Source organism: Wenyingzhuangia fucanilytica (assembly GCF_001697185.1).
In the GTDB taxonomy this organism is placed as follows: Bacteria; Bacteroidota; Bacteroidia; order Flavobacteriales; family Flavobacteriaceae; genus Wenyingzhuangia; species Wenyingzhuangia fucanilytica.
In genome coordinates, this window is the sequence record NZ_CP014224.1 from 2075280 (window position 1) to 2092369 (window position 17090).

The 17090-nt window shown below is 32.1% G+C and carries 11 protein-coding genes; 6 read left to right on the top strand and 5 right to left on the bottom strand.

Going from position 1 to position 17090, the window contains the following annotated elements; genetic code table 11:
* Positions 1-244: 244 nt before the first annotated feature.
* Both gltB and AXE80_RS08325 read left to right on the top strand, forming a co-directional pair.
* Positions 245-4756 carry a glutamate synthase large subunit gene (gene gltB / locus AXE80_RS08320; RefSeq protein WP_237340599.1) on the top strand — a complete coding sequence of 1504 codons (4512 nt, stop codon included), beginning with the start codon at positions 245-247 and terminating at the stop codon, positions 4754-4756.
* 1 nt (position 4757) lies between these two features.
* Complete coding sequence (locus tag AXE80_RS08325; protein ID WP_068826235.1) at positions 4758-6224, top strand: glutamate synthase subunit beta; 1467 nt, start codon at positions 4758-4760, stop codon at positions 6222-6224.
* A gap of 66 nt (positions 6225-6290) precedes the next feature.
* On the opposite strand, the gene AXE80_RS08330 is transcribed toward AXE80_RS08325, so the two are convergent.
* Together AXE80_RS08330 and AXE80_RS08335 are read right to left on the bottom strand one after the other, a co-directional pair.
* On the bottom strand, positions 6291-8219 hold the full coding sequence (locus AXE80_RS08330) for a hypothetical protein (protein WP_068826237.1): 1929 nt from the start codon (positions 8217-8219) through the stop codon (positions 6291-6293).
* Between the two features lie 21 nt (positions 8220-8240).
* A complete protein-coding gene (locus tag AXE80_RS08335) occupies positions 8241-9179 on the bottom strand; it encodes a family 43 glycosylhydrolase (RefSeq protein ID WP_068826239.1) in 939 nt (312 codons plus the stop codon).
* Positions 9180-9546: 367 nt separating this feature from the next.
* Here AXE80_RS08335 and modA point away from each other — a divergent pair, with 367 nt between their 5' ends.
* On the top strand, positions 9547-10281 hold the full coding sequence (gene modA / locus AXE80_RS08340) for a molybdate ABC transporter substrate-binding protein (RefSeq protein WP_257746892.1): 735 nt from the start codon (positions 9547-9549) through the stop codon (positions 10279-10281).
* Between the two features lie 7 nt (positions 10282-10288).
* On the opposite strand, the gene AXE80_RS08345 is transcribed toward modA, so the two are convergent.
* Positions 10289-11350 (bottom strand): polysaccharide lyase family 7 protein, encoded by a 1062-nt coding sequence (locus AXE80_RS08345; protein ID WP_418382205.1) that lies wholly within the window; start codon positions 11348-11350, stop codon positions 10289-10291.
* Positions 11351-11391: 41 nt separating this feature from the next.
* Positions 11392-13596 carry a RecQ family ATP-dependent DNA helicase gene (locus AXE80_RS08350; protein WP_206208115.1) on the bottom strand — a complete coding sequence of 735 codons (2205 nt, stop codon included), beginning with the start codon at positions 13594-13596 and terminating at the stop codon, positions 11392-11394.
* A 70-nt stretch (positions 13597-13666) separates the two neighbouring features.
* Between AXE80_RS08350 and AXE80_RS08355 the strand changes: the two genes are divergently transcribed.
* From AXE80_RS08355 to lptB, 3 genes are read left to right on the top strand one after another with little or no spacing between them, the layout of a single operon-like run.
* On the top strand, positions 13667-14629 hold the full coding sequence (locus AXE80_RS08355; protein ID WP_068826248.1) for a KpsF/GutQ family sugar-phosphate isomerase: 963 nt from the start codon (positions 13667-13669) through the stop codon (positions 14627-14629).
* A 3-nt stretch (positions 14630-14632) separates the two neighbouring features.
* Positions 14633-15436: a twin-arginine translocase subunit TatC gene (gene tatC, locus AXE80_RS08360; protein ID WP_068826251.1), complete on the top strand. Its 804-nt coding sequence runs from the start codon at positions 14633-14635 to the stop codon at positions 15434-15436.
* Complete coding sequence (gene lptB, locus AXE80_RS08365; RefSeq protein WP_068826254.1) at positions 15433-16182, top strand: LPS export ABC transporter ATP-binding protein; 750 nt, start codon at positions 15433-15435, stop codon at positions 16180-16182. The genes tatC and lptB overlap by 4 nt, the downstream gene beginning before the upstream one ends.
* Before the next feature lie 133 nt (positions 16183-16315).
* On the opposite strand, the gene AXE80_RS08370 is transcribed toward lptB, so the two are convergent.
* Positions 16316-17047, bottom strand: a complete 732-nt coding sequence (locus tag AXE80_RS08370) for a CDP-alcohol phosphatidyltransferase family protein (protein ID WP_068826257.1) — start codon at positions 17045-17047, stop codon at positions 16316-16318.
* Between the last annotated feature and the right edge of the window lie 43 nt (positions 17048-17090).

Sequence of the window (17090 nt, forward strand, 5' to 3'; positions counted from 1 at the left end):
TAAATAAGCTAACACTCTACATAACAGAAGATTAATATAAAATACTTTAAAGTATTCATTCTTAGATATTTTGTACTCATAAAAATAAGTACACTATTTTTATCACATCATCAGTATTTATACCTAAAAAAGAAAATATTCACAATAAAACAACAACATTCAATTAACAAAGTTATGTAACTACGAGTATAGTTTGTTATTCATTAATATTTACGTAATTTTGTCGCCTATATTTATTTAAAATATGATACAGAAACAAGGACTATACTTACCAGAATTTGAACATGAAAACTGTGGAGCAGGTTTTATTTGTAACCTTAAGGGTGAAAAAACCAACCAAATTATTCATGATGCATTAGAAATTTTAGTGAAATTAGAACACCGTGGAGGTGTTAGTGCTGACGGGAAAACCGGAGATGGTGCTGGATTATTAATTGACATCCCTCACGATTACTTTAAAAGAGTTTGTGATTTTGAAATTCCTGAACAACGTGAATACGCTGTCGGAATGGTATTCTTACCAAAGAACACCAATCAACACAAATTTTGTAAAGAAGTTTTTGAAAAAGAAATCACTAATCAAGGCTTAACCGTTTTAGGATGGAGAGAGGTTCCTGTAGATTCTTCTCAGTTAGGGGAAATTGCATTAGCATCTGAACCAAACATTGAGCAAATATTTGTTGCTCAAGGTGACTTAGAAGAAAATATTTTTAGAGCTAAATTATATGCTGCACGTAAAATTACGGAACATGCAATTCGTAACTCTAAAATGTCTGAAGCAAGCTATTTCTACTTGCCTTCTTTATCAAACACGACTCTTATCTATAAAGGTATTATTATGCCAGAAGATATCGGTCCTTACTATACAGATTTACAACAACCTGATTTAGTAACAAGATTAGCATTGGTACACCAACGTTTCTCTACCAACACAATGCCTGCATGGGAGTTGGCTCAACCATTTAGATTCTTATGTCAAAATGGGGAAATCAACACCTTAAGAGGTAACGTGTCAAGAATGCGTGTACGTGAAGAGATCATGAAATCTGATGTTTTCGATGCTGCAACAATGGAAAAATTATTCCCAATTATCTTACCAGGTAAGTCGGATTCTGCTTCTATGGATATGTCTGTTGAGTTATTAACTTTAACAGGACGTTCATTACCAGAAGTAATGATGATGACTATTCCTGAAGCTTGGGAAAAGCACGCAACTATGTCTGAAGACAGAAAGGCGTTTTATGAATACAACTCATGTATTATGGAGCCTTGGGATGGTCCTGCCTCAGTTCCTTTTACTGATGGTGACTATGTAGGTGCTTTATTAGACCGTAACGGTTTAAGACCTTCTCGTTATACTGTAACTAAGAGTGGAAAATTAATCATGTCATCTGAAGTTGGTGTGGTTGATATTGCTCCAGAAGATGTGGTAAGCCACGGACGTTTAGAGCCAGGTAAGATGTTCTTAGTAGATATGAACAAAGGTAGAATCATCGATGATGAGGAAATCAAAGACAAAATTTGTTCTGAGAGACCTTATAAAGAATGGTTAAACAAAAATAGCTTAAGATTAAAAGACGTTCCTAATGAAAATAAAGCTTGTCCTTTAGAAACATTAGACTTAAAAACTCGTCAAAGATTATACAACTATACTATTGAGGATATTCAAGAAGTAATTGTACCAATGGCACAAGAAGGTAAAGAAGCCTTAGGTTCTATGGGTATTGATACTCCTATTGCAGTTTTATCTGACAGACCTCAATTGTTACCAAACTACTTTAAGCAATTATTTGCTCAGGTAACCAACCCACCTTTGGATGGTATCCGTGAAGAAGTAGTAACAGACATTAGTTTAGCATTAGGTAATGACAAAAACATTTTTGATATTACTCCAGAGCAATGTCATAAATTAAGAATCCAAAACCCTGTAATCTCTAATAATGATTTAGAGAAAATCAGAAATATAAACATCGATGGTTTCAAAGCAGAAACTATTGAAATGTTATATACTAAGGTTAAAGGAATGAATGGTTTAGAAGATGGTTTAGAAGAAATCATCACTAAAATCTCTAAGGCAGTTGATAACGGAGTTAATATCATTATCTTATCTGATAGAGGTGCTTCTAAAGACAAAGCTCCAATTCCTGCTTTATTAGCTTGTTCTTATGTACACCATCAAATGAACCGTTTACGTAAGCGTTCTTATTTTGATATTGTAATAGAATCTGCTGAGCCACGTGAACCACATCATTTTGCTACTTTATTTGGATATGGTGCTTCTGCAATTAACCCTTACATGGTAAACGAAATTATCCGTTTACAGGTTAAAGAAGGATTTATCAAATTAGATGAGCAAAAAGCTGTAGATAACTTTAACAAAGCTATTGGTAAAGGAATCTTAAAAGTAATGAACAAAATTGGTATCTCTACATTACATTCTTATAGAGGTTCTCAAATTTTTGAAATTGTTGGTTTCAACTCAGAATTCGTTAACAAATACTTCCCTTACACTGCTTCAAGAATTGAAGGTATTGGATTATACGAAATTGAAAAAGAAATTAACGAAAGATATAAATATGCATATCCAGATACTTACATCGACAAACGTTTAGGATTAAACATTGGAGGTGATTATAGATGGAGACGTAACGGAGAAAGACACATTTTTAACCCTACTACTGTTGCAAAATTACAACAAGCAGTACGTTTAAATGATCAAGCTTCTTACGATGTATATAAAACTGCGATTAACGAACAAGCTAAAAACTTGTTAACTATCCGTGGATTGTTTGAGTTTAACAACTTTGACCCAATTCCATTAGATGAAGTTGAACCATGGACAGAAATTGTAAAACGTTTTAAAACGGGTGCAATGTCTTACGGATCTATTTCTCGTGAAGCGCATGAAAACTTAGCTATCGCTATGAACCGTTTAGGTGCTAAATCTAACTCAGGTGAAGGTGGTGAAGATAGAAGACGTTTTCAACCAGATGCAAATGGAGACAACAAAAACTCTGCTATTAAGCAAGTTGCTTCAGGACGTTTTGGTGTAACATCTCACTATTTAAGTTCTGCTAAAGAAATTCAAATTAAAATGGCTCAGGGTGCTAAGCCAGGAGAAGGTGGACAGTTACCAGGTACTAAAGTATTACCTTGGATTGCTGACGCTCGTAACTCAACTCCTTTCGTAGGATTGATTTCTCCTCCTCCACACCACGATATTTATTCGATTGAGGATTTAGCTCAGTTAATTTACGATTTAAAGAATGCTAACCGTGAGGCTAGAATTAACGTAAAATTAGTATCAGAAGTAGGTGTTGGAACTATTGCTGCCGGAGTTGCTAAAGCAAAAGCAGATGTAGTATTAATTTCTGGATATGATGGTGGTACTGGAGCTTCTCCATTAACCTCTTTAAAGCACGCTGGTTTACCTTGGGAACTTGGTTTAGCAGAAGCACAACAAACATTAGTATTAAACAACTTACGTTCTCGTATTGTTGTTGAATGTGATGGTCAGTTAAAAACTGGACGTGATGTTGCTATCGCTGCTTTATTAGGAGCTGAAGAATTTGGTTTTGCAACTGCACCATTAGTAGCTTCAGGATGTATTATGATGCGTAAGTGTCACTTAAATACTTGTCCTGTAGGTATTGCTACTCAAGATAAAGAATTACGTAAAAACTTTAAGGGTACTCCTGAACACGTAATTAACTTCTTCTACTATGTAGCTAACGAATTAAGAGAGATTATGGCTCAATTAGGATTCCGTACTATGGATGAAATGGTTGGTCAAACTCAAAAAATAAATGCTAATAATGCTATTGAGCATTACAAAGCAAAAGGATTAGATTTATCTGCAATTTTACATCAACCTGCTGGTTACAGTAACTTACCTGTTAAGAATTCTGAACCACAAGATCATAATTTAGATAATGTAATTGACTTTACTATTTTAAAAGATGCTCACGCTGCTATCTTTAGAAAAGAAGTAACCAATTTATCTTATCCTATTCACAACACAGACCGTTCTGTAGGTGCTATTGTATCTAACGAAATTTCTAAAATTTACGGTCACTTAGGTTTACCAGAAGATACTTTAAACTTAAACTTTACTGGTTCTGCTGGACAAAGTTTAGGAGTATTTGGAGCTCATGGTATTACTTATACAGTTGAAGGTAACACAAATGATTACTTAGGTAAAGGATTATCTGGTGGTAAGATTATAGTGAAAAAACCTGCTAATGCTGACTTTGTTGCTGAAGATAATATTATAGTTGGTAACGTTTGTTTATTTGGAGCTGTTCAAGGACAAGCTTTTATTAATGGTATTGCTGGTGAACGTTTTGCAGTTCGTAACTCTGGAGCTACTGCTGTTGTAGAAGGTGTAGGAGATCACGGATGTGAATACATGACTGGTGGTAGAATTGTAGTTCTTGGAAAAACAGGACGTAACTTTGCTGCAGGAATGTCTGGAGGTTATGCATTTGTTTTAGATGAAGAAGGAAAATTCACTAACGGATTATGTAACGAAGAAACAATTGATTTTGATCCAATTACTGCTGAAGATGCAGCTGAATTAAAAGGATTAATTGAAAAGCACGTAGCTTATACTGATAGTAATAGAGGTAAACAAATTTTAGCAAACTGGGATAATTACTTAGCTAAATTTGTAAAGGTTATGCCTAAAGAATACAAAGTAGCTTTAGAGCGTATTGCAAATGAAGAACCAATGTTTGAAGAATTAACAGTATCATAATATGGGAAAAGTAACTGGATTTAAAGAATTCGAAAGAAAAGACGAATCGTACAAGGCTGTAGAAGAGCGTGTACATAATTATAATGAATTTACAGTCCCATTAACTGAGGCTGAAATTACTGAGCAAGGTTCACGTTGTATGGACTGTGGTATTCCTTTCTGTCATAGTGGTTGTCCATTAGGAAACTTAATTCCTGATTTTAACCACATGGTACATCAAGGTGAATGGCAAAAAGCCTCTTTAATATTACACTCAACAAACAACTTCCCTGAGTTTACAGGACGTTTATGTCCTGCTCCATGTGAGAAAGCTTGTGTATTAGGTATTATTGAAGATCCTATTTCTATTGAAAACATAGAAAAGAATATTGTAGAGCGTGCTTTTAAAGAAGGATGGATTAAACCGCAACCACCTAAAAACAGAACAGGAAAAACTGTAGCTGTTGTAGGTTCTGGACCTGCTGGTTTGGCTGCTGCTCAACAATTAAACAGAGCTGGACATACAGTAACTGTTTTTGAAAGAGATGATGAAGTTGGAGGATTGTTACGTTACGGTATTCCAAACTTTAAAATGGAAAAAGGAATTATTGACCGTCGTGTAGCTATTTTAGAAGCTGAAGGAATTACTTTTAAAGTAAATGCAAACGTAGGTGTAAATGTTTCTGTTGAAGAATTAAAAGCTTTTGATGCCATTACATTATGTGGTGGAGCAACTCAAAGACGTTCTTTACCTACTCCAGGTATTGATGCTGATGGTGTTGTACAAGCAATGGATTTCTTAACTCAACAAACTAAAGTTGTATTTGGAAAAGAAGTTAAAGATCAAGTTTTAGCTACTGATAAAAATGTAATTGTTATTGGTGGTGGAGATACAGGTTCTGACTGTGTAGGTACTTCTAACCGTCAAGGAGCTAAATCTGTGGCTAATTTTGAAATTATGCCTAAGCCTCCTGGACATAGATCACCAACTACTCCATGGCCTTATTGGCCTTTACAGTTAAAAACATCTACTTCTCACAAAGAAGGATGTGATAGAAACTGGTTAATCAACACTAAAGAATTCATCAAAGATGAAAACGGAAAATTAACAGCTTTAAAAACTGTTAATGTTGAATGGAAAATGGTTCCTGGACAAAGACCTCAATTGATAGAAATTGAAGGTTCTGAAAAAATTTGGCCTTGTGATTTAGCATTATTAGCCTTAGGATTTACAGGTCCAGAAGCTACTATTGCTGAGCAATTAGGAATTGAGACAGATGCTCGTTCTAATTATAAAGCTGAATACGGAAGCTACCAAACAAATATTCCAAATGTATTTGCTGCAGGAGATATGCGTAGAGGACAATCATTAATTGTTTGGGCAATTTCTGAAGGTCGTGAAGCAGCTAGACAAGTAGATATTTTCTTAATGGGTAAATCTGATTTACCTTCTAAAGATATTGCAGGAGATTTAGTTGGAGTTCAATAATATTGAACCTCAGAATAAAACAAAAAGGCTTTTACATTTATTGTAAAAGCCTTTTTTTATATAGTATTAATACTCTCTTGTCATTTTATAAAAATCAAGATAAAGAGTTTTATCATTAAACTCAATTTTTAAATTTTCTGGTTTTCTATTAGATTTTATATAAGGTGCATCAAAACGAGAATAATTGGTATTGATGATTTTTGAATTTATCATAAAATCAGATTTATAATTTAATTGATATTTTTTACCCTTTGAAGAATATATCAACGCTAATTTTTCTTTGTTAAACGCTATTTTATTGTTTTTTATGCGTTGTACAAACTGAGTAAAGGAACCATCTTGACTTTTTGATCCAGCTTCTGTAATCCAAAATACTTTTTGTCCTTTTTGAATAATATCATCAGTTGTACTTTCTCTATACTCTAAATTGTTATCCCCTATCAATGCACAATAGGTATCTCCTTTTTTTCCGAATATATAATTTTTATGTAGTTCAACTTCATCAAACTTTTCGTTAGGAAAATAAGCATGTGTGTATTTTAATAAATCGTACTCTATAATTCCTTTTTTATTAGGGATATTATAAATTGAAAGGTTGATATTTTCATCTTGAACTGAATGAGGTAAGTGACCATAACCTACCCAGTAATTAGGAGAATGTATTTTAACACCTTTTTCAACCGCAGGGTGTGAATGATATATAGCAAAATGATTGTTAATGTTCATCCCAAAAACATGATGTTGATCTGCATAATTTCCTGGATGATAATTTTGTACTGTATACAAAGAATAATCTTTGGTTTTATAGGTATATGTATTTCCGTTTTGAATTGCGGTTCCGTTAAATTGAGGATTGATTAGTTTTATTGCTAATGGCTCAAGGTGTAAATAATTTAATAAGGAAAAATCAAGTTGTTTAAAATCTCCTAAAAAGCTATTGCTAAACATTTTGTTTTTACGAATGTGATATAATGAATTTCTTATTACTTCTGGATTTACAAAAGCCTCCATTCCCCACTGCATCATTAAACTAGAAGTTGTTTTATTATTAAAACCTTCTCTATTGAGTTCAGATATATTAAGACCGTTACTTTGTTTGATAACTACGTTGGAACTATCTCTAGCTATTTCTTTTAAAACAGGAGGCAAATCGTAATTTTTGGTTTGCATTAGGCCGTACACAATATTTGCATTAATTTCTTTGCCATTGCCCCAATAATATTCAGTAAGTCCTACAAGGTTCCTAGGTCCCTTTCGGTTGTTTTCATAAGCCCTTCCACTAGTAGAAACAAACATTAAATTTGTGCTTTGTGTAGCAACATCATAAAAAAGTAAGTCTAGAATAATTTTACATTTTTCAGTAATTTCTTTGTCATCAGCATAATCTATTAAATTTACCAAAGCCGCAATATCTTCTTTGTAATACACCTCAGAATAAAACTCTGTAAAACCATAATTCCAACGCATTTGTAACCAATCTAGAATACGGGTTTTGGCTTTTTTCATGTGCTCAGAACCCGATAACTTACTATTCGGAAAGAAGTTATTGTAATATTTTTTTCCTATTAAATATTCAGCTGAAGCAAATAATATTTGATGATTCTCGCTCCAATAACACATTGAATTTTCACCAGGTTCATCTAACCAATATCGAAAATTAAGGAGTGTTTTTTTTATTTTATCTTGATGACTTAAAGGTATTTTATTTTCATACTCATAAATAATCCTAATGAGGTTTACCAACTTAAAATCTGCACAATCATATTCGTTTTTAATATATTTTAAAGTTCCATCTAGTCTATTCCAATCAATATTGGAGGTTCCTTGAGTTAAATCCCAATACACTTTGGTTTCATCTGTTTTAAAGGCTTTTTTAGGTTTAACAGGATGAATTTTATATTTAGAAATACGAACAATGTCAACTACTGTTATTATTAATAAAATAATGATAAAGAAACCTAATAATTTATATATCAAATTTACTTTACGCATCATATTTTATGGATCTAAATGAAATTATTTAGTTGGTATTACTTGTTGGATGGTTCCATCATCGTTATAATACAATTTATCAAAACATATAGATCTACGATATGTATGAGGACTTTCTTCGTGCCCCCAACCAAACTTTTTTTCTACGTTAGGATTGTTTTTATAGTATAAATCAGAATTATGGTAAAACATATACCATTGCCCTTTGTACTCTACGATGGAATGATGGTTTGTACCACTATTCATTTTTTCTAGAATAACTCCTTTATATTCAAAAGGCCCTAGTGGATTATCGGCCATACAATATTTTATTTCACCGCTAGTACCAACATAAGACAAATAATACTTTCCGTTGTATTTATGCATCCACGAAGCTTCAAAAAAATCATCAGTTCCTTCTAATAAATGAACTTTACCATCGTAGGAAATCATATCTTTATTTAGTTTGATAGCGTTTACAACCAATTGTCCCATGTACAAATAAGCTTGACCATCATCATCTATAAACACTCCTGGGTCTATAAAGTCTCTATTACAAACTACTCCTTTGGTATCCATTGAAATTAATGGCTTTCCTAACGGATCTACAAACGGACCTATAGGAGATTCGCTTACAGCAACACCAATATGAAATTGATCGGTTGGAAAATAGAAATAATATTTATTATTAACTTTTATACAATCTGGAGCCCAAGCATATTTTTTTGCCCACTTAACATCTTTAATATCTAAAGCAACACCATGATCTGTCCAATTTACCATATCGGTAGTTGAAAAAACGTGCCAATCTACCATATCAAACCATTCTGCTTTGTCTGGATCATGAGAAGGATATACATATAACGTATCATTAAATACTCTAGCAGATGGATCTGCAGTATACATATGTGTTATAAAAGGATTTTGAGCAAAAGAAATGTTCCCAACAATTAGTATTAAAAGAATAGAACCAAAGTATTTCATGTATTTAAATTTAATTTACAATTAACATAGTTGGGGCATGGGGTAATTCAGTATGAATAAATGAACTTTATAGATGCAAAACTTTTTAAAACTAAAGTATGTAATAGCTTGTTTGGCAAAATGATGCAACTTAGTAAATATAGAAAAACTTTTAGTAAAAACTACCACCAGTATTTAGAGGTGAATAAGTAAATAACATTTAAACTTTTATCAAGCAACCATTGAGTTATGATAAAGAAAAGCCATAAATTTAACATGTTAATTTTTTAGTGCTATTAAAATATCTTACTAAAAAAATTACCCATAAACACTATATCTTTACATGACTCTTAGATTAATTCTTCACAGGCTATCCTTTGTTATTTTTATGTTATTCATTGCTTGTAACTCAAAAAAAAGCTCTGATAAAAAAGATGAGATTGTAATAGCTACAGCAGCAAACATGCAATTTTCCATGAAAGAAATTACCACTGCTTTTGAAAAAGAAACAAATATTAAATGTAGCCTTGTTATTAGTTCATCTGGGAAATTGACTGCCCAAATTAAAGAGGGTGCTCCTTATGATGTTTTTGTATCGGCTAACATGAAGTATCCAGAAGAAATTTACAACTCTGGTTTTGCCCATACATCTCCTAAAATATATGCTTTTGGAAAATTGGCTTTATGGTCTTTGAACAAACAGATAAAACCCAATTTAACTCTTTTAAAAGATGATCGTATTAAACATATTGCACTAGCAAATCCTGATACTGCCCCTTATGGTTTTGCAAGCGTAGAAGTTATGAAAAAATTAGACATTTATAATGAAGTTAAAAACAAATTGGTTTATGGGGAAAGTATTTCTCAAACCAATCAATTTATAACGCTCCAATCTGTAGAAATAGGCTTTACGGCCATGTCTGTAGTTTTGTCGTCTGCAATGAAAGAAAAAGGAAATTGGATAGAAATAGATAAATCTCTTTACACTCCTATTAAACAAGGGGTGGTTGTGATTAAAAACAAAAACATTATAAATCCATCAGCAATAAAATTTTATGATTTTTTATTTACTGATAAAGCCCAAATAATTTTAAAAAATTATGGATATGATGTTCATCAATAGGTCTTTATTATTGATCGTTAGGTAAACTCCCCTCTCCTAAAGTTCCGTTTCTAAACCAAACCTCTGCATAACATCCATTAGCATATTGTTTGGCAATATCTCCATCGTAAGTTTCTGCTCCAGTACTCCAAACTATATTTTTTTCAGGATCTTTTCCATTGGTTTGGTTATAGGCTCCTTGCTTAAAAATTTGTAGTTGATTTGCATAAGCGTTTTCCTGTTCAACACCATCTCTACCAATTGCGGCATATAGACTATGTATTTGTTCTGGAATATCTGATTTTTTAGAGAAATCAGATTTTATTAAGCTCTTTTTAAACTTTACAGTTTTGTGTCCTTTGCTTGTAAAAGTAAGATACATGATTCCTTGATAGACATTAACTTCGTAACTAAACTCCTCTCCTATTTTAATACCATCACTTGGTTCTTTCGGATAAGAATTAGGACTAGTACCAACTACAGAAATATCATTTCCCCACACTGCTGATGAATAATCCCATCTTTTAGAATTTGAACCTTCGGTATTGATTTCATAATTCCAAAAAACAGACCCTTTGGTATGCCCCGGAAATTTTTTATAGAATATCTTTAAAGGCTCGTTTTCATGACCTTCCATTCCATGAATTTGTCCAACTACAACTGAATATGAGGCAGCAACTCTAGCATCTCCCGAAGTAGAAACATGCATCACTTTTAAAGTACCTGTTAGCTTTCCTCCTGTTTCGGTTTTCCAAAGTTTTTTTTGACCTAATTCAGTTCTTGTATTACTAGAAGTTTTAGAAGTAATTCCTGAATTTGGAGTTTTATAAACTACCCAATCAGTAGCACCATCATTTGCCACATAAAAAAAATCTTTATGTTCAAAATTTGTTAATTCTTCACTTCTGGTTCCATCTCCACAAAGTAATTTCCACTCATCCATAAATGGAATAACATCACTAGGATAACTAGCTGCTTTTACCTTTTTTTGATTTGATTCTTTTTTAGAATTGGCACAATTACTTAGTAACAACAAACAGCAAAATGATGCTAATAATTGTACTAATATTTTGTTTTTTCTTTCTATCATCATTTAATTAAAAAATTAGTACAATTATTTACAATTAACGTCTAGTTAGCCACTTCGCTAATAAACTTAATTCTCATTAATCTTAATTCTTCATCATCGTAATCACCATCAAACTCATCTAGGGCACTTTTAATATCATCACTTTCTGCTTCCATAAAGTAATCATATATTTCCTCTTGCTGATCCTCGTCTAAAATATCTTCTAAATAATAGTCAATATTTAATTTAGTTCCAGAATAAACAATTGATTCAATTTCTTTTATCAATTCAGACATTTCAATTCCTTTAGCACGAGCAATGTCCTCTAAAGGTAATTTACGGTCGGTGTTTTGAATGATATATAATTTTAACCCAGACTTTTCTCCAGTAGTTTTTACCACCAAATCATCAGGTTTATCAATATTGTTTTCTTCAACGTATTTAGCAATCAATGCAATAAACTCAGCTCCAAACTTTTTAGCTTTACCATCACCTACTCCATGTATATTAGACAACTCCTCTATGGTAGTAGGATATTTTAGTGTCATATCCTCTAATGATGGATCTTGAAAAATAGCATAAGGAGGAATTCCTTTTTTCTTTCCAACATCTTTTCGCAAAGATTTTAACAAGCCCATTAATTGCTCATCGGTAGTCATAGCAGCCTTGTTCTTTGCATTGGCTATGATGATAGACTTATCATTTTCATCAACATAAATATGGTCTTCGGTCATCATAAAAGAAGTAGGATTTTTAATAAAATCTAGTCCTTCTTTGGTAATTTTAACCACTCCATATTGCTCAATTTCTTTACGCAAATAACCTGCAACTAAAGTTTGTCTTATTAAAGCTGTCCAATACTCATTGCTCTTATCTTTTCCTATTCCAAAGAAATCTCTTTCATTGGTTTTATGAGATATTAACATTGCATTGGCTTTTCCCATTAGGGTAGCCACTAAATCTTTTGCTTTATATTTTTCCTTAGAACCTTTAACTACTTTTAATAGTTTTACTACACAGTCGGTAGCTTCGGTTTTCTTTTTAGGATTTTTGGTATTATCATCCATTTTGGCACCTAATCCGTTTACAGGATCGAACTCTTCTCCAAAATAATGTAATAAATATTGTCTTCTACTTATTGAAGTTTCGGCATAACCAACTACTTCTTGTAATAATGCATGACCAAGTTCTTGTTCTGAAACGGGTTTATTAGCCATGAATTTTTCTAATTTTTCTATGTCTTTGTAGGCATAAAAAGCCAAACAATATCCCTCACCATCATCACGACCAGCTCTACCTGTTTCTTGATAATAGCTTTCTAAACTTTTAGGAATATCATGGTGAATTACAAAACGAACATCTGGCTTGTCTATCCCCATTCCAAAAGCAATGGTAGCCACAATTACATCAACATCTTCCATTAAAAACATGTCTTGATGTTTGGCTCTAGTCTTAGCGTCTAAACCTGCATGATAAGGCAATGCAGAAATTCCATTTACCTGTAATGTTTGTGCTATTTCTTCAACCTTTTTTCTACTCAAACAATAAATAACTCCAGACTTACCTGATCTCTGTTTAATAAAACGGATGATATCTGTAACTACTTCTTTGGTTTTAGGCTTTACTTCATAAAACAAATTAGGACGGTTAAACGATGCCTTAAAAGTATTGGCATTATTCATTCCTAAAGTTTTAATAATATCTTCTTGAACTTTAGGGGTGGCTGTAGCGGTTAAACCAATAATAGGCACATTCCCAATTCTTTCAATAATTTTTCTAAGATTTCTGTACTCAGGTCTAAAATCATGTCCCCATTCAGAGATACAGTGAGCTTCATCAATAGCAAAAAAAGATATGTTTTGTTCTTTTAAAAAATCTACATATTCATCTTTAGTTAAAGATTCTGGAGCTACATATAAAAGCTTAGTAATTCCATTTTCTATGTCAGATTTAACCCTAGTTATTTCTGTTTTGTTTAAAGAAGAGTTTAACACATGTGCTACTCCTTGATGTTCCGAAATACCTCTAATAGCATCTACTTGATTTTTCATCAATGCAATTAAAGGGGAAACTACAATTGCAGTCCCTTCTTTCATTAGTGCTGGGAGTTGATAACAAAGTGATTTTCCTCCCCCTGTTGGCATAATTACAAAAGTGTCATTTCCTTCTGCAATACTCCTAACTACACCTTCCTGTAAACCCTTAAATTTGTTGAAGCCAAAATACTTTTTTAGCGGCCCGTACAAATCAATTTTATCTTGATTCATAATAATAGTATGCTAATTTTAAATACATTTGCAATTAAAGATATAACTTTTTAAGTAAAAAATTACAGCCTTGAATAACGATATACTTTCAATTGCCAAGAAAACTATTGACCTTGAAAGCAATGCAATTGCTAATTTAGCCAAATTAATTGATTCAAATTTTGAAAATGCAATAAAATGTATTCTTAAAACAAAAGGTAGAGTGATTATTACCGGAATTGGTAAGAGTGCTGCTATTGCTACCAAAATTGTTGCAACACTTAATTCTACCGGAACTCCTTCTATTTTTATGCATGCTGCAGATGCTATTCATGGAGATTTAGGAATTATTCAACAAGATGATGTTGTAATCTGCATTTCTAAAAGCGGTAATACTCCCGAAATAAAAGTATTAATTCCATTAATTAAAAGAAACAACAATCCTATTATTGCCATTACGGGTAATGTAGATTCTTTTTTGGGTACTCAAGCAACTTATACCTTAAATGCTTATGTTGAAAAAGAAGCTTGCCCTAATAATTTGGCACCTACCACAAGTACAACGGCACAATTAGTGATGGGTGATGCTATAGCGGTTTGCTTATTGGAATTAAATCAATTTACAAGTAAAGATTTTGCAAAATATCATCCTGGAGGTGCTTTAGGAAAACGCTTGTATTTACGAGTGAGAGACTTGGTTGAAAAAAACGAGATTCCACAAGTAAACGCAGATACCAATATTAAAGAAACCTTGTTAGAAATTTCTAATAAACGTTTAGGAGCTACGGCTGTTTTAGATAACAATAAATTAGTTGGTTTTATTACCGATGGAGATATAAGACGTATGTTAAACAAAAATGATGACTTTATCAATCTTACTGCTAAAGACATCATGTCTGTTTCTCCAAAAATTATAGATATTGATGCCATGGCTATAGAAGCTATGCAAACTATGGAAAACAATAATATATCTCAATTAATTGCTGTTGATAACAATGGAAATTACAAAGGAATTATACATATTCACGATTTAATTAAAGAAGGTATTTTTTAGAATATGGGAGCAGAAAAAGAAATGTCCTTTTTAGATCATCTTGAAGAATTAAGATGGCATTTAGTAAGATCTACCATTTGTATTATGGCTGTAGCCATTGTACTTTTTATCTATCAAAGAACCGTTTATAATGAGTTCTTATTAGCACATTTAAGTCCAGACTTTATTACTTATCGATGGTTTTGTGAGGCATTTGCAAGTGTAGGAATGGAAAGTGATTTTTGTAATATTACTTTTAATGCCAAGCTACAAAGTTTATCGCCAACCAATCAGTTGATGAATGCTATGTGGTCTAGTTTTATTTTAGGACTTATTATTTCTTTCCCTTATATTATCTGGGAAATGATGAGATTCATCACTCCTGGATTAACAGAAAAAGAACAAAAAAAGAGCAAAGGATTTATTGTAGTTGCAACTATTTTATTAATTCTAGGATTACTTTTTAGCTACTATATTATAGTACCTATGTCTGTATATTTCTTTTATAATTATCAAATTACAGAAACCATTGTAAACAATTTTCAGTTTGATAGTTATATAACCTTAATCACCAATACTCTTTTAGGAGTTTCTGTGGTTTTTGAACTTCCGTTAGTGGTATATTTCTTAACCAAGTTTGGATTAATCACCCCTGATTTCCTAAAAAAATACAGAAAACACGCTTTGGTAGTCGTTTTAATAGTTTCTGCTATTATTACTCCTCCAGATATTACAAGTCAGATTATTGTAGCCATTCCTGTATTGATTTTATACGAAGTAAGTATAGTGGTATCTAGATTTTTGGTTAAAAAACAAGATAAAGCATGATTTTAAGAGCCGATAATATTCAGAAAGTCTACGGAAGTAGAAAAGTGGTAAAAGGAATTTCTTTACAAGTTGAGCAAGGAGAAATTATTGGTTTATTAGGTCCTAACGGAGCTGGTAAAACAACTTCTTTTTATATGATTGTAGGGATGGTAAAACCAAACGAAGGTCATATATATTTAGATGATAAAGAAATTACCAATTACGCCATGTACAAGCGTGCACAACACGGAATTGGTTATTTGGCACAAGAAGCTTCTATTTTTAGAAAATTAACGGTTGAAGAAAATATTTTATCTGTATTACAATTTACTGATAGAACCAAAGCAGAACAAAAACAAAAACTAGAGGAACTGATAGAGGAATTTAGTTTGGGACATGTAAGAACCAACAGAGGAGACTTACTTTCTGGAGGGGAAAGACGTAGAACAGAAATTGCTCGTTGCTTAGCATCGGATCCAAAATTTATTTTGTTAGACGAACCTTTTGCAGGAGTTGACCCTATTGCAGTAGAAGACATTCAATCTATTGTAGCTACTTTAAAAGACAAAAACATTGGTATTTTAATTACCGACCACGATGTACAAGCTACTTTGGCTATTACAGATAAAACTTACTTAATGTATCAAGGAGGGATTTTAAAAAGTGGAACTCCTCAAGAACTTGCCGATGATGAAATGGTAAGACGTGTTTATTTAGGTGAAAGTTTTATTTTAAAAGAAAACAAGTTTAAGAAAAAGGTTGAGTAGTGAGTAGTGAGTAGTGAGTAGTGAGTAGTGAGTAGTGAGTAGTGAGTAGTGAGTAGTGAGTAGTGAAAATACTAATCTCAAAACAAACTACATAAATACTTTATACTATTTCACCACCTAAAAAGTTTAGAACTTACTTATTTCTACTATTGCTTATCATAGATAAAGCTAAATATGTTAAAATAATCATTGGTAATGCAGCTAGTTTAAGTATTACAATTAATACTAAAGACAAGATTAAAAAAGTATATTTTAATTTGTTTTCTGCAAATCCAAAAGATTTAAATTTTAATGCAAATAACTCAATTTTTGCATTTAACATATAACAGCTTAACACTGTAATTAATATTAATAAGTATTCGTTTTCTAATACATAACTTATATAGTGATACTCCTCATAAATTTGCATTAAAGGCAAAGACAAAATAAACAAGGTATTTGCTGGTGTAGGCAATCCTATAAAATTTTCTTTTTGATTAACATCAATATTAAAATTTGCTAACCTGTAACAGGAAGCCATCGTAATGGTAAAACCTAAAAGAGCTAAGTAAGGAAAGTTTTCAAATCCATCAGTAAAACTCAAAGGTTCTTTACTGCTTGCTTTTAACAACATTTGTGACATTACAATTCCTGGCACTACTCCACTCGTCACCATATCTGCCAAAGAATCTAATTGAGTTCCTAATTCACTTTGAACACGTAATAATCTAGCTACAAAACCATCAAAAAAATCAAATAAAATACCTAGCATAACAAACAATACTGCAAATTGTATTTGATTGTTGATTGCATATACTATAGCTAAACAACCAGAGAGTAAATTAAGAAGGGTTAAAAAGTTAGGTAAAAACTTTATCAATTTCATAAAAATGGATTTTCAAATAATCAATACAAAGCTAATCATAGTT